Consider the following 17,315-nt stretch of genomic DNA (forward strand, 5'->3'; position numbering starts at 1 on the left):
ATGGTAAATATAAAAGGCAAAAACCTTACATTTTTGCCTTTTTCTAAATTGATTTTGTTATTATGGTTTCTATTAACTTTTTCGTTCATGAAAAAAAGCGAATGTACTGTCGTTGTTGAAACAGAACACAATCGCTTATTTAAAAAAATCCAATGTATACTATTTTTTTGCTACATAAGTAACACTTTCTTGCTTATTTGGGACGTTCTAAGGAAAATAATTGCCCCAATTTACTATAGTTAGAACCCGCAAGTCGGCTGACTGGCTTCACACGTTCTGCAGAAACGCGATCGTTTTCTATCACTTTTTCACTAATATGAAACATCACAACTTCACCGATAAACAAATCTGAGCTGTATGCCTCATCCGTTCCTAATGGAACAATTTGGTGAAGCTTACATTCCATCCGAATGCTGGCTTCTTGAATTCCAGGAACCTGCACTTTTTTGCTCGGTGCTAGTGTTAATCCTGTTTCTTCGACTTCACTGACGGAAGAAGGATAAGAAGATGCCGCTTGATTCACCTGTTCCACTAAGTTTTCGTCTACAAGATGAACTACAAATTCTTTAGATACACTAATATTTTTGGCCGTATCTTTCGTCATTTGACCTTCACTTCTCGAAACCGAAACAGCAATCAGCGGAGGCTCTGCCGCAACTACATTAAAGAAACTAAACGGCGCGGCATTCACTACACCGTCATCGTTTTGACTTGTAACAAACGCAATCGGCCGGGGAATGACGACACCTGTTAACAAATGATAATTGTCTTTTGCACTTTGTACCGCTGGATCGACTATCTTCATTTTACCCACTCCTTTTCTTCCATCTACTTTATTGTATAGTAACGAAAAGAGTATAGATTAGCTAGCAACTTGCTCACCAAACATGCAAAAAAGTGATTGAGACATAACTCCATCCACCTAATCCGAAGACGAACAAATGGAAGTAATGAGCTGGTATAGATCACTTGTGACACCACTGTTGATTTCCATGCAAGGCTTCGCTTTCCGCGGGCGACCGATGAGCATCCTCGTCGCGTACACTCCTGCGGGGTCTCATCACTTCCTCTTTTCCCTCGGGAGTCTTCACCTTCCTCTCCAATCAACAGCTAGAAGCAACTAACTAGATGAAACCTACGTTCACTACAACAATGAAAAAATCCGAACGATTCATCGTTCGGATTTTCCTGCAACTAAAATATTTTTGTTCCAGTCTATTTCTTTAATTTAACACCGTAATTTTCACTGTACGACGTCCAAATGCTTTTGCAGCTGACTCGGAAGGTACTAATACGTCAATTCGATATCCTTTAATCGCACCGCCCGTATCACCTGCTGTTGCCACTCCGTATCCTTCTACATATACTTTCGAACCTAATGGAATAACGGATGGATCTACCGCAATAATTTTATGAGTGCCTGAACTTACATTTTGTCCAGTGGCTGTTACTCCGCTACAGCCTGCACAATTAGCTGTATAAGCTGTTGCTTCTACATACATTTCTTTTCCAGAATGCTTTTGTGTGCTTTCTTCTTTTTTCATTTCTTTTGCTTCTGAAGAAACGGATGCTTTCTTCTCTGTAGCCGCAGCTGTTTTTACTTCTTGTTTTGGCTCTGTTTTTACTTCTTTTTTAGCTGTTGCCAGTTCAGCTTGACGCTTTGCTTCTGCATCAGCCTCAGCCTTTTCAGCTGCCTGCTGTTTTGCCACTTGCTCAGCTTGCTTTTGAGCTGCTTCTTTTTCTTTTGCAATCTTATCTTGAATGCCTGTTAATTCAGACTGAAGGTTTGCTTTTTCTGAAGAAGCTGCATCGATTTCATTTACGACGGTGCTGTATTTTTCTTGCATAGTTGTTAACGTTGCTGTTTGTTTGGCAACGTTTTTATCTAATTCAGCTTGTTTAGCCGCTAAGCTACCTTTTGCTGCTTCTAATACTTTTTCTTGCTTATCAATTTCTTTTTTATCTTTTTCAATTTGATCTAAATCATTTTGATGCTGCTTTAAAATATCATTATCTGCTGACAATAAAGTTGTGACAGCACCCATACGTGCAACAAAATCTCCAAAGTTATCAGCATTCATTAATGTATCAATAACAACGCTTGTTTTATCGTCTTGCTGTAAAGCAACTAATCGATTTTCAATAATATCTTTACGACTTAACACTTTTTCCTGAAGCAAAACGATTTCTTTTTTCTTTTTCTCAATCATTTTGTTCGCTTCTGAAATCTGCTTTTCAGTCGATGCTAACTCTTTTTTATTGCTAGAGATTACTGTATGTAATGAATTTAATTGTGATTGAATGTTTTGAACATCTGAATTGATAGACTGTTTCTCTTTCTCTTTTTGTTGAACAGCCTTTTCTGTTTCTTTAATTTTATTTTCAGTACTCTGGAGCGCTTCTTCATTCGATTGGGCGTGAGTCTCTGTGATGCCGGTCATGAAGAAAATTCCTGTGACTGCTGCAAGAGTCATACGCTTAAAAATTTTCATAAAGTAATAGTCCCCTTTCCTCATAGACATAGTTATACCATAAAAAACTATCTGTTTATGTTACAATACAGTTAAAAGTTTCCCATAATCTGTATAACCAAGAATCTCTTTCTGGGAATTCATCCCCAGAATCCCTTGATAGAGAGGTTTACTGTTTATTAAAAAAGATATATTTTTGTCATAAACAGGGCAAAATTGCTCTTTGAAAATAGAAATAAACGCTTATTATTACAGGTATATTACAAATTTTTCACAGAAAATTATGTGTTTTACCGTCTTTTTTCGGTGTTTTTTACTTTTTATTACATAAATTCCACCTACATAATTCCTACACTATTTATAAAGTTGTGACTTTTTCACTTCTTTTTTACACTTTATATACATAAAAAGACGCCCATGAATCAAATGAGCGTCTTTTTTCTACACACGTATAAAACTATTATTTGTCAGAGGTTACTAGTTTTAAAGGCACTGGAATTTGCTTATCTACCTTTTTGCCTTGAAGAACATTTTTAGCAGACTTTACAGCAAGTTTACCAATTAAAACAGGCTGCTGGGCTACAGTTGCTCCTAGCTTCCCTTCTTTTACCGCTTTAATTGCATCGTCGTTTCCATCAAACCCTACTACTAGCACATCTTTTCCTGAGCTGTTAATCGCTTGAATAGCTCCTAATGCCATTTCATCATTATGAGCAAATACGGCTTTGATACCAGGATTTCCTTGAAGAACATTCTCCATAACGTTTAAGCCTTTTGTACGGTCAAAATCAGCCGACTGTTTAGCCGTAATATCTAGCTTTTGATCTGCAACGTTGTGGAACCCTTTTCCTCGTTCACGAGTTGCTGAAGCTCCCGGCACGCCTTCAAGTTCTGCTACTTGAGCTTTTTCCCCTACTTTTTTCACAATGTAATCAGCAGCCATTTGACCACCTTTTACATTATCTGAAGCTACCAGTGTTTCTACTTTTCCTTTTTCTGCTGAACGATCTAGCGTAATAACTGGAATGCCTACATTATTAGCCGATTGTACAGCTGTTGAAATAGCAGCTGAATCCGTTGGGTTAATAAGCAGAATGTTAACACCTTGCTGCATTAAATCTTCTACATCGTTAATTTGTTTGGCTGAATCATTTTGAGCATCTACTACAACTACTTCCATGCCCAGTTTTTTTGCTTCTTTTTGTACCCCTTCTTTTAGCGAAACAAAGAACGGATTGTTTAATGTAGAAACGGATAAACCAATTTTAATATCTTTTAAATTTTTACTTTCAGATGGTTTCGCCCACTCAGGAGGCTGAAGTGAACAAGCCCCTAACAGTAATAATGAAAATGATAATAGCACGAGCCAAATTTTCTTCATGTTTTTCCCTCCTAAGCTGACTTTTTGCGATCAATTAATACCGCGATTAAAATAACAATTCCTTTTACGACCATTTGGTAAAATGACGAAACGCCGAGTAAGTTCAAACCGTTGTTTAACGTTCCGATAATCAGCGCACCAATTAACGTTCCAACAATGCGTCCACGTCCTCCAGAAAGGCTTGTTCCACCCAGTACTACTGCAGCGATAGCATCTAACTCGTAAGACGTACCTGCCGTTGGCTGAGCAGAGTTCAAACGAGAAGTCAAAATCGCTCCTGATAACGCTGCCAATAATCCTGCTAGTGAGTAGATCATAACCTTAACTTTTGGTACTTTAATTCCTGAAATAAATGCTGCTTTTTCATTTCCCCCGATTGCATATGTTCTGCGGCCAAACGGCGTTTTATGCAAAATCACCCATAGGACAGCAAATGCTAGTATCATCGTAATCGCCGGAACAGGAATACCTAGAAAATAGCCGCGACCAAATAACTGGAAGTAATAGTTTTCGCCTAAGCCCGTAATCGGATTTCCATCTGTATAAACAAGCGTTAACCCTCTAAAAATTGTCATCGTCGCTAGCGTCGCAATAAACGGCGCCATTTTTCCTTTTGTAATAAGCAAGCCGTTAATCATACCCATTACAGCTCCTAACACACATCCTATTAAAATAGCTAAAATAGGATCTACGCCTGACACTATCATACCAGCCATTAACGCACTTGACAGAGCAAGTATAGAGCCAACCGATAAATCAATTCCGCCCGTTAAAATGACAAACGTCATACCGAATGCAATTAAAGCATTAATGGCTACTTGACGCAGCAAGTTTAAAATATTTAAAGGTTCTAAAAAGCTTGGATTTAAAATTGATACAATGACAATAAGAATAAATAGACCTAGTAACGGACCTAGCTTTTGCATCACGTTATCAACGCGATTTTCTTTTATCGCTGTGTTTGCTTTCATTTTACTGACCCCCTGTTGCAAATGTCATAATTTTTTCTTGAGTTGCTTCTTCACTTGTCAGTTCACCCGTTATTTTTCCTTCATGCACAACAAGAATGCGATCGCTCATGCCGAGTACCTCGGGAAGCTCTGAAGACACCATAATAATGGCCACGCCTCTGTCTGTCAGTTCATTCATAAGCTGATAAATTTCACGTTTTGCCCCGACGTCAACTCCTCGAGTTGGTTCATCTAAAATCAGCACTTTTGGTCCAATGCCAATCCACTTGGCAATAACTACTTTTTGCTGATTTCCTCCCGATAAGTTACCCGCACTCGTCTCAGACGACTCGGTTTTGATCGTTAAACGTTTAATAAGTAAATCTACAAATTGCTGCTCGCTTTTTTGTTCAATAAATCCTTTTGGCGAAAAGCTGAATAGACTTGGAAGCGCAATATTTTCTCGAATAGAAAAATCCAGGACGAGCCCTTCTGTCTTACGGTCTTCTGTAATAAAGCCGAGACCCAATTTGATGGCTTGATCGGGCTTTGTGATGTTGACACGCTTTCCATTTAAGATAATTTCGCCTTTTTCTAACGGATCAAGCCCGAAGATAGCGCGCATAATCTCGGTCCTGCCAGCTCCCATTAGCCCCGCAACGCCAACAATTTCTCCTGATCGCACTGAAAAATGAACGTCTTGAAAGACACCTTTTCTCTCTAAGCCTTTTGCTTCAAATACAACGTCTCCTTTAGGAGAAGTTCTAGCAGGAAATCGATCTGTTAGTTCTCTTCCTACCATTTTGCGAACAACATCATCGAAGCTAGTTTCTGGAATCGGCTTTTTGTCTACCGTCTGTCCGTCACGCATGACCGTAATGGAATCACAAATAGCGAAAATCTCTTCCATACGATGTGAAATATAGACAATCGATACACCTTGTTTTCGCAGCGCATTAATTACGTCAAATAACTTTTGAATTTCTCTTTCAGTAAGCGCTGCGGTTGGCTCATCCATAATAATGACTTTTGCATTCGTCATCAGCGCTTTGGCTATCTCAATCATTTGCTGCTGTCCTACAGAACAAAGTCCCGCTTCTTGGTCAAGAGGAATGGTCACAGCTAATTTTTCAAACTGCTTCTTTGCTAACGCTTTCATTTCTTTTGTTTTTAAAAAACCTAAAGGCGTTTTTAATTCTTTGCCGATAAATAAGTTCTCAAGCACCGTCATTTCAGGCCAAACGTTCAGCTCTTGATGAATAAAGGTAATTCCGTTTTGTTCTGCTTCTTTTGGATTTTGAAAATACGTCTCTTTGCCATCAATCAGAATCTGCCCTTGATCTTTTTTATGAAGGCCGGTTAAAATATTCATCAGCGTAGATTTCCCCGCTCCATTTTCCCCCATTAGTGCGTGAACTTCACCTTCATGTAATTCAAAATCCACGCCCCTTAGTACACGGTTTGCTCCAAAGGCTTTATGAATCCCTCTCATTGCAATATGCATGCTGTTCACCTCTTTTAAAAAATAACTCCCGCTTGTAAAATGCAGTTTGCATAAGGAGTTGCTTCTCCTGTACGAATCACAACTTTCGCTTTGCTTGTCAGCATTTTTAATTGTTCATGCGATACTTCTTCTACTAAGATGTTTTGCTTCTCCATCAGCTCGTAAGCCTTTTGATTTCTTTCTTTCATTTCAGAAGCAATCACTATTTTTTCTGTAGCCATATCTTCTAACACAGCTACTACTACATCTTCAAAGCTAGGCACCCCTAGCTTTAAAGATAAATCAATTTTAGGCACGTCACTCGGAACAGGTAACCCTGCATCTGCAATGACAATAGTGTCTGTATGACCTAGATCTGTTAGTATTTTCGTAATATGACTGTTAATCATTCCGTGACGTTTCATTTACAGACTCTCCTCCACTTCTTTTCGAGTCGGCATACCGCCTTGCGCACCAAATTTAGTGACGGATAGCGAAGCTGCGCGATTAGCAAACTGAATTCCTTTTTCAAAACCCATTCCTTCGGCAAGTGCCACAGCAAGCGCTGCGTTAAATGTATCTCCTGCTCCTGTTGTATCAATCGTTTCTACTTGATAAGAAGGAACCAATACTTCTTTCTCGCCGTTAAAATAGCGTACACCTTGTTTTCCTTCTGTAATAAACAATTTATTTGGATACTGTTTTAATACTTCTTCTTTTTCTTTTCCTTCAAATAAAAGCTCTGCTTCATGTTCATTTGGAGTGATGTAAGAAACTTGTTCAATCACTTCTGCTTTTAATGGTCTTGCAGGCGCTGGATTTAACAAAAGCGGTACTTTAAGTTCCTGACAAAGCTGAGCAACATATTCAACCGTTTCTTCTGGAATCTCTTGCTGAATAAGTACGATATCAGCTTCTTTAATTTTTTCTTTTGCTTTTTCTACGTAGTCTGGAGTAATATAATCGTTTGCTCCTTTGACAACTACAATGCTGTTATCTCCTTCAGCGAGTATAATGTGAGCTGTTCCGCTATCTGAATCTGTAACCGGTTTCACATTTTCCACGGATACACCGTTTGATTTGAAATTCTCCAGAATTGCTTTTCCGTAATGATCTTCGCCCACACACCCAATCATACTCACATCAGCTCCAAGACGGGCTGCTGCAACAGCTTGGTTCGCTCCTTTTCCTCCAGGAACGGTTTTGAATGATTCTCCTAACACTGTTTCTCCAGCTCCAGGACGAATATTTGATGTTACTACTAAATCCATTGATGAACTTCCAATCACAGTTACTTTAGCCATGTTCCTCAACCTTTCGTGTCGTATTTCGTTCAATAAACGTAACGGGTAGTTGTACTTGCTTTTGAATTAAAGGTTCTTTCTTAATGCATTTCATTAACAGACATGCTGCTTGCTTGCCCATTTCATAAGCAGGCTGACGAATTGTAGACAGCGCTGGAAACGAAAAGCGGCTTTGCGGAATATCATCAAAACCAATTACTTGCAGATCATCAGGCACGCTTTTTTCTAATCGAAACGCCTCATGTAAAACGGCTGCGGCTACAATGTCATTACTTGCAATAATCCCGTCTGTTTCCGGGTACTTTTGAAAGATTTCCTTTGCCCATTTCTGCGCATCGTCAAACGCTAGAGAATTTGTATTTAATACGTAAAAGTCTGCATCAGACTGACTCAAAACAGACAGAGAGCCTTGAAAACGTTCCTGGGCAGGCTTTACATTTACTGGACCTTTGATAAGTGTAATTCTTTTACTTCCTCTTTTAATTATTTCTTCTGCAGCAAGTTTTCCACCTTCAAAACCATCAGCATAAACGGATGGATACTGATCAGAACTTCTATCTAAAAACACAACGGGAAATGTAAGACCTTCATATAGTTTCTGAGCTAGACTTGTTGTTGCCGTGATCATCCCTACTACATGGTTTTGCGTAAACGTTTGGAGATAGGTTAATTCTTTCTCTAACTGCTCATCACTATTGCCAAGAATTAAACGAAATCCATGGCTATGTACTTCATCTTCTATTCCTCGTGCAAGCTGAGGGAAAAAAGGGTTTGTAATGTCTGGAAGCAATAGACCAATCAAACGCGATTCACGTGTATAAAGCGAACGGGCTACCTCGTTAGGGCTGTAGTTTAATTTTTGAATTGTATTCATTACTCGCACACGCGTGTCTTCTTTTACATATCCTGTACTGTTTAAAACGCGCGAAACGGTCGCAACGGACACGCCTGCTTCTTTTGCTACATCGCGAATTGTTACCACCTTATTTCCCTCCCTTCATATATGTAACCGTTTACACAAATGATAACATGGAAAAGTGAAGTTGACAATCTTTTTATTAAAAAAAATCACTTCATTAAGAAGTGATTTTTCTTTCATTAGATATTAGCGTCTAGTTTCTTAAATAATTTCAAAAATTGCTCTTGATCTTTCGGTTCATAGCAAGAAAAGAAATGAGCAATCATCTTTTGCACAATTTCATTTGCTTCTTCAATCACTTGTTCACCTTTAGCTGTTAACTCAATGTTTACTTTACGGCGATCCTCTTTAGAGTGATAGCGTGAAACTAACTCTAAGTCTATTAAACGATTAATAACAGGAGTAATCGCACTAGGCTTGACGCGCATCTCTTCTGCCAGCTTGGTTACCCCAATGTGACTGCACTTACCGATAATTAATAAGATATGATATTGAAAAGGTGTAATCCCTTGTGAAAGTAACCTTTCTTTTATCTCTGTCATTACCTTTTTGTTAAGGGATATCGAAATTCTCTGGACCTCTTCAATAAATGTGAGCTGTTCCATGTTTTGACGTCCCCTTTCTTATAATCAGGGAGTCGATGTTAACATGTCAGCCCCCTGCTGCACTCCAAGCGAAACCTAGCCTGGGGAGAGCGGCTGGTTTCGCGGAATGCTTATAACCTATTTTCTATCTATTTTATTCCGTACTATTATAATAGAAGAAACTCATTCACTATCGTTTTTCTTAAACGATCTTAAAGCCTTACGAAAAGCGTCATCATTCATAACGTCACGTTCCTCTTTTGTAAAAACCGTGTCGTCTTTTTCGCCTTCTCTAAACTTTTGCAGCACTTGACGATACATATCATCGTTCATGACATCTTTTTCTTTCTTATGTCTAGATGTTCTTGTTTCCGTCTTCGTCTGCGGCTCTTTTGGCTCTTCTTTTGGTGCTGCAGGTTTTTCTTCTGCTACTTTTTTCTCTTCTACTTTCGGCTCTTTAGGAGCATTTGAAGCAGCCGCTTCTTTTTTAGGTGGAACTGTACGCTGGCGCTTAGAAGATGATGCTTTGGCATTCATTGTAATAATTAGTACAACCAGAATCACAGCTACAACGATCAGTAAAATACCTAACATACCGTCACCTACTGTCCTTGTGTCATTCGTTTAGTCACTTGAACAACACGTTCTCCTAATGCTTTACCTAGCGCTTGGTCGTTCTCTGTTAATAATTCGTCACCTTCGATTGGACAAGTAATTCCAACACCGTAATAAGTACCGTAAAGCGCATTTTCTGGGATGTTACCTGGTAACCCAGCAATAATCATACCTTGATGAAGCATAGGTGTAATTAAATTTAAAAGCGTCGCTTCTAAGCCACCATGCGTTGTAGCTGTTGTACAGAACACCGCACCTACTTTATTAATTAATTTACCTTCTGCCCATAGATAACCTAATTTATCGATCCACGTTTTTAACCCTGAACTAATTGTTCCAAAATGCCCTGGGCAGCCCCAAATAATAGCATCCATTTCAGGCAGTTCACGTACATCTGCATCTTCGACATGCTTTACATATACGGTTGCTTCTCCAGACAGCTCGGCGCCAGAAGCAATCGCTTTTGCTAATGCCTCTGTATGTCCGCCTTCACTATCATATACGATACAAATTTTCATCCTTTATCCCTCCGTTGCTTATGAGTTCATATCTTTTGGTGCCGGTAACATACGAATATCGTCTGTTGTTTCTTTTTCTGTCTCTTCTACTTCTACTACTGCATCTTTACGAACATCACGTAGGAAGAAACTTAAAATCAATCCAATAATGGCAATAATAACTGTCCAGTAAAACGCGTCGTTAATTCCTTGTACAGTTGCTTGCGCTTGAACTTTTCCAGCTAATGTTGTTAAAGCTTGTTTTTGCGCCTCTGATTGAGAAAGGTGAAGCGTTTGAGCAATCTTTTGAACAAATACCTGGAAGTTATTCATAAAGAATGGATCGGATGTAGTCATTGAACTGCTCATTTCATTCACATGATATGTTGTGCGATTTGTAAAGATTGTAGTCATTAAACTGATACCGATTGAACCACTCACCTGACGAAGCGTGTTCGCCATTGATGTACCATGGCTGCTTAATTTTGCCGGCAGCTGATTTAAACCAGCGGTCATAATTGGCATCATCAATAATGACATACCGAATGCACGGATCATATAAATAATAACAATATGACTAAACGGTGTTTCAAGCGTTAATTTTGTAAATTCAAATGTTGTCACAACCGTAATCAACATCCCGACAATCCCTAGTGGACGCGGTCCTAATTTATCAAACAGTGTACCAGAAATTGGTGACATAACTAACATAACAAGTGCACCAGGCAAGATTAATAAACCTGAATCAAATGCTGAATAGCCACGAATATTTTGCAAGTAAATTGGCAATAAGAACATACCAGCATACATGCTAATTGTGATGGCAATACTAATGATATTAGATAATGAGAAAATACTGTATTTAAATACTCTCACATCAAGTAATGGACTCTTAAGTCGAAGCTGCTGCACGACAAAGATGATTAATAAGACAATACCGCCAATCATCGTTGACAATACAACTGAATCCGTCCAGCCATCGTTTCCAGCTTCACTGAAGCCGTATAGAAGTAAAGCCATACCTGCAAGAGATGTAAACACAGAAATTAGATCTACTTTTACATTTTGAGGTGGTTTAATATCTTTTAATTTAAAAGCTGCAATAATAAGTACGATTGCACCTAGTGGCACCATTCCCGTAAATAAAATGTGCCAGTCATAGTTCTGAATAACCCATCCTGAAAGCGTCGGTCCAATTGCCGGAGCGAACATCATGGCTAAACCAAAGATACCCATTCCTTTTCCGCGCATATGAGGAGGGAAAATAAATACGATAATGGTCATAACTAGAGGTGCTAGCACTCCGCCTCCGACTGCTTGAACCAGACGTCCGATTAGCATAATCGAGAAAGTAGGCGCAATTCCGCAGACAAGTGCCCCTATTGTAAAGCAGGCCATTGCAAATAAGAATAAGCGACGAACGCCAAAACGTTCAATTAAATAGGCTGATAATGGAATAAGCGCACCATTTACAAGCATATATCCTGTAAGCAACCACTGTGCCGTATTAGCCGTAACGCCAAACTCTGTAATCAGATGCGGAATCGCAACATTTAGCAGCGTTTGGTTTAAAATTGCTAAGAACAATCCAAGCATAAGTACGACTAGCAGCGGAATATGCTTTTTAACTGAGCTTTCCTCTGGTTGTATCGTGTTTGCTGACATCAGTTCCTTCCTCCTTTCTTCTCTTCTTAATCATGTACGTTCTTAGTTTTTAGAGATTTTAACTTCTGCGTTCATACCTGGTAGTACGTTTTCAGAGTAGTTAGAAATAGAGATTTTAACAGGAACTGTTTGCGATACTTTCGTATAGTTGCCGTCTGAATTAGAACTTGGCATTAATGAGAAAATTGAGTTTGTTGCATAACCGATTTCTTCTACTTTTCCATCGATTGTTGTTTTAGTATCTCCGTCAACTGTTACATCAACGTCATCGCCAGCTTCAATATCTTTTAATTTGTCTTCTTTAATGTTTGCAATGATGAATAAGTTATTCATATCTACTTCGCTAGCAATTTGTTGACCAGCTTGAACCATTTGATTTTCTTTTACCTGTGTTTTGATGATTTTACCGTCTTCTGGTACTGTAACTGTTTTTTCTCCATCTTCTGATTGGATTTTAGCTACCTCATCATCTTTTGAAACATCTTTACCTTCTTCAACGTTCCAGCTTGCTACTTTACCTGCCGCTGGCGCTACTACTGTATAAAGGTCGCCGGACACTTTTGCATTGTCTGTGGATACATAATTAGATTTTTGAATATAATAGTATCCCCCACCAATAATTAAAGCTAATACTACAATAATTCCGATAAAGTTCATTAAAATTAAACGCCCTCTTGACATTTATTTTACCTCCTTAATATTTCATTCAGTTAAGTATTACGCTAGATAACTTTATCACAAAGATATTTAGTTGTAAATAACTTTGATTTTAATTTATTTTTAAAACTAAACATTTATGTTTCATAAAGTTTTCCCGACTGAATACTTTACTACATCTTTAACTGAAATACAACTTAAAAGTTTTGGTTTCTTTACAAGTACTTTACTTTACTTTAAAGTTAGATATATAAGCATAGGATTATACACAAAAACAGCTCCTTTTTTTGGAACAAACTCCCTATATACATAAACCACAATAGGTAACTAGCAGCAATTGTTTAACACCTATAATAATAAAGAAAAGGTGATTATAATGGATCAGCAGTTAATAGATAAACTAGAAAAACTTGACCAAGTTAAAACCTCATTATTTGAACTCAAGCGAAAGCTCTTGGAAGATAAAATCAGTGAGCAGCCCTATAATTTGACCATTACGAAATTTTTAATTCTAAAATTCATTGGAGCCAGCTCTAAACGTATGGTAGCCGAAATTTCTTCAAATCTAAAGCTAACCTCCGGGGCTACTACCATTTTATTAAATCAATTAGAAGATGATGCACTCATTAAGCGCGTACGTGACCAAAAAGACCGCCGGATTGTATGGATATCCTTAACAGAGGCTGGCGAAACATTAGTGAACTATGTAATTGAGCAGCGAAATTTATTTTGGCAAGACATGCTTTTTGCTCTAACTCCTGAAGAACAGGATGAGTACCTCCGCATGCTTGAAAAAATGGAAAAACGAATTAGACAAACTGTGGATCGTTAATGCCAAAAAGCGTGTGTTCATTTATTTTATGGACACACGCTTTTTATGACCCTCTACTCTTGACGAGTTTAGGAAGCTTTTTATTTGCTGCCTTTAAAATTCAGGATTATTTTTCAAAAATCCATTCCAAGCCTGTGCTGTAGCTTTCTCAATTTCTTCTTTGGAAGCTTGAAGCCTCTTAGCGCTATCTCCATAGCCAATTTCGATTTTACCTTTTTTCAATTCTTCAAATATCGAATCAGCAAAGTCATCAAGCGGTGCTCCAAATGTATGAAGTCCCGGTCCTCCTAAATCCGTGTTCACGGCTGGAGGAAGAATTTCTATCACTTCGGTATTTGTTTCTTCTAATTGATGTCTTAAACTAATCGTAAACGACCTTAACGCTGCTTTTGTTGCGCTGTAGATTGGCACCCATGCTCCAGGTGTTAAAGACAGCCCGGACGTTACGTTAATAACCGCAGCACGTTCTTGCTGAACGAAATGAGGAATCAATAACGACGTTAAATGAATAGGAGCACTTACATTACTCATTAGTTCTTTTTCGTAATACTGCCACTCTTCGTGCATATGTAAAAGATTTACGCGCTGCTGAATGCCGGCATTATTCACAATAACATTTAATTTTGGGAACCTTTCAGTCACCCATTTTACTAGCTCTACTCTGCTTTCTTCCATTGATACGTCGCACACTTTTGTATGTAATGAAGGGAATCTTTCTTTTGCTTCTTGCAGCTTTGATTCCCTTCTTCCACAAATAATGACTTCATTTCCTTCATTTAAAAAACGTTCTGCAAGCGCCAACCCAATTCCGGATGCTCCGCCCGTAATTAAAAGAGTGTTTCCTGACATTTTCATTACTTTTCCTCCTCGTTCAACCGTCACATTTACTTTTTAATAAACAAAGCGCTACTGCATGAATGACAATAGCGCTTTGTTTATTATTTATCTTACAAGACGTTTTAGTCTTGCTTTAAAATTAAAAGTCAAAGTTATCCGGATCTGGACCTACGCGATGATTTTGATTTAATGCGTTAATTTTTTCAACTTCTTCTGCATTTAATTCAAAATCAAATACGTCTGCATTTTGGATAATACGATGTTCTTTTGTTGACTTAGGAATAGTTACTACTTCGTTTTGTAAGTCCCAACGTAAGATAACTTGAGCAGTTGATTTTCCGTGCTTTTCAGCAATTTGAGTTAACACTTCGTTATCAAGCAGCTCACCTTGTGCAAGCGGTGACCATGCTTCCACTTGGATTCCTTGTTTTTTGCAGTATTCACGCACTTCTGTTTGTGTTAAAAGTGGATGAAATTCGATTTGGTTTACCATCGGCTTGACTTCTGCATCTGCAATCAAGTCTTCTAAATGATGTACTTGGAAATTCGATACGCCGATTGCACGAATTTTCCCGTCTTTATAAAGCTTTTCAAGTGCTTTCCACGTATCTTTATACTTACCTTCAACTGGCCAGTGAATTAAGTATAAATCTAAATATTCAAGACCCAGCTTGCTTAAGCTTGTTTCAAACGCTTGAATAGTTGTGTCATATCCTTGATCTGCATTCCACACTTTTGATGTAACAAACAGTTCTTCGCGAGAAACACCTGATTCTTTGATCGCTTGTCCCACGCCTTCTTCATTTTCATAAATTTTAGCCGTATCAATGCTTTTATATCCAGCTTTGATTGCATATTTAACTGAATCTACAACTTCTTGACCATCTTCTACTTTATAAACACCTAAACCTAACCAAGGCATTTTAACGCCGTTTGCTAAGGTCGTCGTTGACTGTAAGTTTTCCATGTTGCTGTTCATCCCCTTTTTTACTATTGAATTACTCGTAAAGAGTAATTGCTTGTGAAATTTGTTCTGCGCACTGTTTAACAAGTGCAGCATGTTCTTCGTCTTTCTCTTGTGAAATACGAAAGGATGGACCTGATAAAGCAATAGCCGCCATTATTTTTCCTTTTCTGAAAATAGGGGCTGCAATACAGCGAACGCCCGGCTCCCGTTCTTCATCATCGACAGCATATCCTCTTTCCTTACTTAAAGCCAAATCAGCTTCAAGCTCGTCCAGCTCGGTGATCGTTCGATCTGTATAAGCTTCAAGCGAAAGTTCATGAAGAATAGATTTTTGTACGCTGTCCTCTTGATAAGCAAGAATACACTTTCCAATAGCATTTGCATGAAGCGGCTTTTTATTTCCTACTTCGGAATGCGTACGAGTGCTATATTGCCCGTTGACCACCTGAGTTGTAACCATTTGTTTATGATGGAGAATTCCCGCATAAATGGTCTCTTTGGTCTCTTCACTCAGCTTCTGCATAGCAGGAACAGAGAGCCAATTCATTTCATAGTTCGTATGCATCGTATTTTGCACGAGTGCCAGCACCAGTTGTGGTGAAACCGTATAGCGGTTAGACGGGTTTCTTACAATAAATCCGTTTTGTTCAAGCGTGCTCACAAGACGATACATCGTACTCTTATTAAAACCGAGCGCTTCCATCATTTCTGGAATAGTCATATTCGGACGGTTTAAAAGCAAAGAGAAGATATCTAATCCTTTTTTTAAAGTTCCAACCTCGGACATGCCCTTCTTCCTCCTTTTATCCGAACAACAATTTTATTATAAAGCAAAGCTCTTTATCGTATCAAATAAGGAAACTCGCCTAAGGTTTTTTCCCTATAAGAGAGAATATATGACGTAATTGTTCTTCTTAATCTATTCCACTGTTTTTTCTATTTAAACATAAAAAAAGCCTTAACAATAGAATTTTTTTACAGTTTTTGAAATTAGTTTTGCTTTTCACTCGTTAACTTCTTCAAATCGCTTCAGCTGCTCCAGCTGATTTTCCTTTTTCATAATTTCTTTCTGACGCTCGCCTAGTAAATCGAAATGAGGATAGCCGGATCGATTATCAATATACTTAGCGGGAATACCATACTTTTTTCCCCACTTAATCAGCTTATTTAAGTCACTGCAACCTACTTTTGTTACGGTAGTTGCATGTGGAAAACGCTCATCAAGCCAATAATGAGTTAAAAATGCGATCTCTCCTCGCTTAACAGCTGCTTTCCATGCGTTTAGTTCCGGGCGTTTAATTCCAAATGCCATTCTTTCACCTTTTCTCTTTTATATAAGTAGTCACATTATTTGTTTACTATAAAGAAAAATTATCATTCATATAGAAATCTTTCATAATATCTTGTCTATTTATAACCATCTCTAAATAATAGCTTATTTTCTCAACCTGTTTCCTCTCTAAGCATTATTGTGTGCTTATGATTTTATCATCATCTTCTCTTCTTTTTCAAAAGATCAAACAACCAAATAACGTTTAAATAATAAAGAAAAGCCTTATATATAAAAGAAACTAAGGATGAATTTCAACATTTCTTTTGCGAATGATTTTTCCTTTGTATTGAATGTTGTTCTTTTTTTATTATGGCAGTATGCATTTATTGTGAACCTTTAGTATATTAAAAAACTTAAACAGTTACCATTCTCGCAAAAAGACAGAATTTACTTTTTATTCCGAAAATAATATAATTCAAGTGATATGAAGCTTTTCGCTTCATCTATTTATTATCAAAGGGGGAATTCCGCTTGGCGATGAATGAAAATTCTTTAAAGAAGGTAAACAATGCTTCTTCCTCTCCTGATTACACAGAAATTGTACAGTCTGCTTCATTTCAAAAGCTTTTGAAACAAAAACGCAATTTTATTTTACCGCTCTCTCTGTTTTTTCTTGCTTTTTATTTTACCTTGCCTATCTTAACGGCTTACACAACCGTCTTAAACAAACCAGCCTTTGCTTCTATGACCTGGGCGTGGGTATTTGCTTTTGCACAGTTTGTGATGACCTGGACCCTATGCATTCTATACACAAAAAGAGCCTCGAAATTTGATGAACTTGTTGACACGATAAAAAAAGAAGCTGCAAATTGAATAGGGG

The 17,315-nt window shown here is 38.0% G+C and carries 19 protein-coding genes; 2 read left to right on the plus strand and 17 right to left on the minus strand.

The genetic code is table 11. The annotated features are described in order from the left end of the window. Positions 1 to 193: 193 nt before the first annotated feature. From AC4NPH_RS10355 to AC4NPH_RS10415, 13 genes are all read right to left on the minus strand, one after another. Positions 194 to 805: a flavin reductase family protein gene (locus tag AC4NPH_RS10355; protein WP_013055636.1), complete on the minus strand. Its 612-nt coding sequence runs from the start codon at positions 803 to 805 to the stop codon at positions 194 to 196. Between the two features lie 418 nt (positions 806 to 1,223). Further along, positions 1,224 to 2,492: a 3D domain-containing protein gene (locus tag AC4NPH_RS10360; protein ID WP_057274394.1), complete on the minus strand. Its 1,269-nt coding sequence runs from the start codon at positions 2,490 to 2,492 to the stop codon at positions 1,224 to 1,226. A gap of 439 nt (positions 2,493 to 2,931) precedes the next feature. Beyond that, positions 2,932 to 3,852, minus strand: coding sequence for a ribose ABC transporter substrate-binding protein RbsB (gene rbsB / locus AC4NPH_RS10365; RefSeq protein ID WP_013055634.1), 921 nt, complete (start codon positions 3,850 to 3,852; stop codon positions 2,932 to 2,934). Positions 3,853 to 3,863: 11 nt separating this feature from the next. Further along, a complete protein-coding gene (rbsC, locus tag AC4NPH_RS10370; RefSeq protein WP_013055633.1) occupies positions 3,864 to 4,823 on the minus strand; it encodes a ribose ABC transporter permease RbsC in 960 nt (319 codons plus the stop codon). A gap of 1 nt (position 4,824) precedes the next feature. After that, positions 4,825 to 6,306 (minus strand): sugar ABC transporter ATP-binding protein, encoded by a 1,482-nt coding sequence (locus tag AC4NPH_RS10375; protein WP_013055632.1) that lies wholly within the window; start codon positions 6,304 to 6,306, stop codon positions 4,825 to 4,827. A gap of 14 nt (positions 6,307 to 6,320) precedes the next feature. Next, entirely contained in the window at positions 6,321 to 6,710 is a 390-nt protein-coding gene (gene rbsD / locus AC4NPH_RS10380; RefSeq protein WP_013055631.1) for a D-ribose pyranase, read from the minus strand. Next, positions 6,711 to 7,589: a ribokinase gene (rbsK, locus tag AC4NPH_RS10385; protein ID WP_029324876.1), complete on the minus strand. Its 879-nt coding sequence runs from the start codon at positions 7,587 to 7,589 to the stop codon at positions 6,711 to 6,713. Further along, on the minus strand, positions 7,582 to 8,571 hold the full coding sequence (locus AC4NPH_RS10390; protein ID WP_029324875.1) for a LacI family DNA-binding transcriptional regulator: 990 nt from the start codon (positions 8,569 to 8,571) through the stop codon (positions 7,582 to 7,584). Before AC4NPH_RS10390 ends, rbsK begins: the two co-directional genes overlap by 8 nt. A gap of 116 nt (positions 8,572 to 8,687) precedes the next feature. Continuing rightward, complete coding sequence (locus AC4NPH_RS10395; protein ID WP_013055628.1) at positions 8,688 to 9,113, minus strand: MarR family winged helix-turn-helix transcriptional regulator; 426 nt, start codon at positions 9,111 to 9,113, stop codon at positions 8,688 to 8,690. Between the two features lie 162 nt (positions 9,114 to 9,275). Further along, a complete protein-coding gene (locus tag AC4NPH_RS10400) occupies positions 9,276 to 9,686 on the minus strand; it encodes a hypothetical protein (RefSeq protein ID WP_078081508.1) in 411 nt (136 codons plus the stop codon). An 8-nt stretch (positions 9,687 to 9,694) separates the two neighbouring features. Further along, complete coding sequence (locus tag AC4NPH_RS10405; RefSeq protein WP_013055626.1) at positions 9,695 to 10,225, minus strand: NAD(P)H-dependent oxidoreductase; 531 nt, start codon at positions 10,223 to 10,225, stop codon at positions 9,695 to 9,697. An 18-nt stretch (positions 10,226 to 10,243) separates the two neighbouring features. Beyond that, positions 10,244 to 11,869, minus strand: a complete 1,626-nt coding sequence (locus AC4NPH_RS10410) for a DHA2 family efflux MFS transporter permease subunit (protein ID WP_098315097.1) — start codon at positions 11,867 to 11,869, stop codon at positions 10,244 to 10,246. 42 nt (positions 11,870 to 11,911) lie between these two features. Further along, entirely contained in the window at positions 11,912 to 12,550 is a 639-nt protein-coding gene (locus tag AC4NPH_RS10415) for a biotin/lipoyl-containing protein (RefSeq protein WP_013055624.1), read from the minus strand. Between the two features lie 352 nt (positions 12,551 to 12,902). On the opposite strand from AC4NPH_RS10415, the gene AC4NPH_RS10420 reads away from it, so the two are divergent. Then, positions 12,903 to 13,358, plus strand: a complete 456-nt coding sequence (locus tag AC4NPH_RS10420) for a MarR family winged helix-turn-helix transcriptional regulator (protein ID WP_013055623.1) — start codon at positions 12,903 to 12,905, stop codon at positions 13,356 to 13,358. 93 nt (positions 13,359 to 13,451) lie between these two features. Here AC4NPH_RS10420 and AC4NPH_RS10425 read toward each other — a convergent pair whose 3' ends face one another. From AC4NPH_RS10425 to AC4NPH_RS10440, 4 genes are all read right to left on the minus strand, one after another. Then, positions 13,452 to 14,213, minus strand: coding sequence for an SDR family oxidoreductase (locus AC4NPH_RS10425; RefSeq protein ID WP_013055621.1), 762 nt, complete (start codon positions 14,211 to 14,213; stop codon positions 13,452 to 13,454). 121 nt (positions 14,214 to 14,334) lie between these two features. Next, on the minus strand, positions 14,335 to 15,162 hold the full coding sequence (locus tag AC4NPH_RS10430; protein WP_098315095.1) for an aldo/keto reductase: 828 nt from the start codon (positions 15,160 to 15,162) through the stop codon (positions 14,335 to 14,337). A 31-nt stretch (positions 15,163 to 15,193) separates the two neighbouring features. Further along, on the minus strand, positions 15,194 to 15,949 hold the full coding sequence (locus tag AC4NPH_RS10435) for an IclR family transcriptional regulator (protein WP_013081930.1): 756 nt from the start codon (positions 15,947 to 15,949) through the stop codon (positions 15,194 to 15,196). Between the two features lie 216 nt (positions 15,950 to 16,165). After that, positions 16,166 to 16,474, minus strand: coding sequence for a hypothetical protein (locus tag AC4NPH_RS10440; protein ID WP_013055618.1), 309 nt, complete (start codon positions 16,472 to 16,474; stop codon positions 16,166 to 16,168). A gap of 498 nt (positions 16,475 to 16,972) precedes the next feature. Here AC4NPH_RS10440 and AC4NPH_RS10445 point away from each other — a divergent pair, with 498 nt between their 5' ends. After that, the gene (locus AC4NPH_RS10445; RefSeq protein WP_034275644.1) at positions 16,973 to 17,308 is read left to right on the plus strand and encodes a DUF485 domain-containing protein; all 336 of its coding nucleotides are present in this window, start codon (positions 16,973 to 16,975) and stop codon (positions 17,306 to 17,308) included. Positions 17,309 to 17,315 lie beyond the last annotated feature (7 nt).

The sequence above is a fragment of the Priestia sp. MDV22-iso46 genome, from assembly GCF_058629175.1.

Excerpts from the sequence above, each read along its gene's own strand:
- AC4NPH_RS10360 (WP_057274394.1), bottom strand. The coding sequence starts at position 2,492 with ATGAAAATTTTTAAGCGTATGACTCTTGCAGCAGTCACAGGAATTTTC.
- AC4NPH_RS10405 (WP_013055626.1), bottom strand. The coding sequence starts at position 10,225 with ATGAAAATTTGTATCGTATATGATAGTGAAGGCGGACATACAGAGGCA.
- AC4NPH_RS10400 (WP_078081508.1), bottom strand. The coding sequence starts at position 9,686 with ATGTTAGGTATTTTACTGATCGTTGTAGCTGTGATTCTGGTTGTACTA.
- AC4NPH_RS10355 (WP_013055636.1), bottom strand. The coding sequence starts at position 805 with ATGAAGATAGTCGATCCAGCGGTACAAAGTGCAAAAGACAATTATCAT.
- AC4NPH_RS10415 (WP_013055624.1), bottom strand. The coding sequence starts at position 12,550 with ATGTCAAGAGGGCGTTTAATTTTAATGAACTTTATCGGAATTATTGTA.
- AC4NPH_RS10420 (WP_013055623.1), top strand. The coding sequence starts at position 12,903 with ATGGATCAGCAGTTAATAGATAAACTAGAAAAACTTGACCAAGTTAAA.
- AC4NPH_RS10410 (WP_098315097.1), bottom strand. The coding sequence starts at position 11,869 with ATGTCAGCAAACACGATACAACCAGAGGAAAGCTCAGTTAAAAAGCAT.
- AC4NPH_RS10445 (WP_034275644.1), top strand. The coding sequence starts at position 16,973 with ATGAATGAAAATTCTTTAAAGAAGGTAAACAATGCTTCTTCCTCTCCT.
- AC4NPH_RS10375 (WP_013055632.1), bottom strand. The coding sequence starts at position 6,306 with ATGCATATTGCAATGAGAGGGATTCATAAAGCCTTTGGAGCAAACCGT.
- AC4NPH_RS10395 (WP_013055628.1), bottom strand. The coding sequence starts at position 9,113 with ATGGAACAGCTCACATTTATTGAAGAGGTCCAGAGAATTTCGATATCC.
- AC4NPH_RS10435 (WP_013081930.1), bottom strand. The coding sequence starts at position 15,949 with ATGTCCGAGGTTGGAACTTTAAAAAAAGGATTAGATATCTTCTCTTTG.
- AC4NPH_RS10430 (WP_098315095.1), bottom strand. The coding sequence starts at position 15,162 with ATGGAAAACTTACAGTCAACGACGACCTTAGCAAACGGCGTTAAAATG.
- rbsK (WP_029324876.1), bottom strand. The coding sequence starts at position 7,589 with ATGGCTAAAGTAACTGTGATTGGAAGTTCATCAATGGATTTAGTAGTA.
- AC4NPH_RS10425 (WP_013055621.1), bottom strand. The coding sequence starts at position 14,213 with ATGAAAATGTCAGGAAACACTCTTTTAATTACGGGCGGAGCATCCGGA.
- rbsD (WP_013055631.1), bottom strand. The coding sequence starts at position 6,710 with ATGAAACGTCACGGAATGATTAACAGTCATATTACGAAAATACTAACA.
- rbsB (WP_013055634.1), bottom strand. The coding sequence starts at position 3,852 with ATGAAGAAAATTTGGCTCGTGCTATTATCATTTTCATTATTACTGTTA.
- AC4NPH_RS10440 (WP_013055618.1), bottom strand. The coding sequence starts at position 16,474 with ATGGCATTTGGAATTAAACGCCCGGAACTAAACGCATGGAAAGCAGCT.
- rbsC (WP_013055633.1), bottom strand. The coding sequence starts at position 4,823 with ATGAAAGCAAACACAGCGATAAAAGAAAATCGCGTTGATAACGTGATG.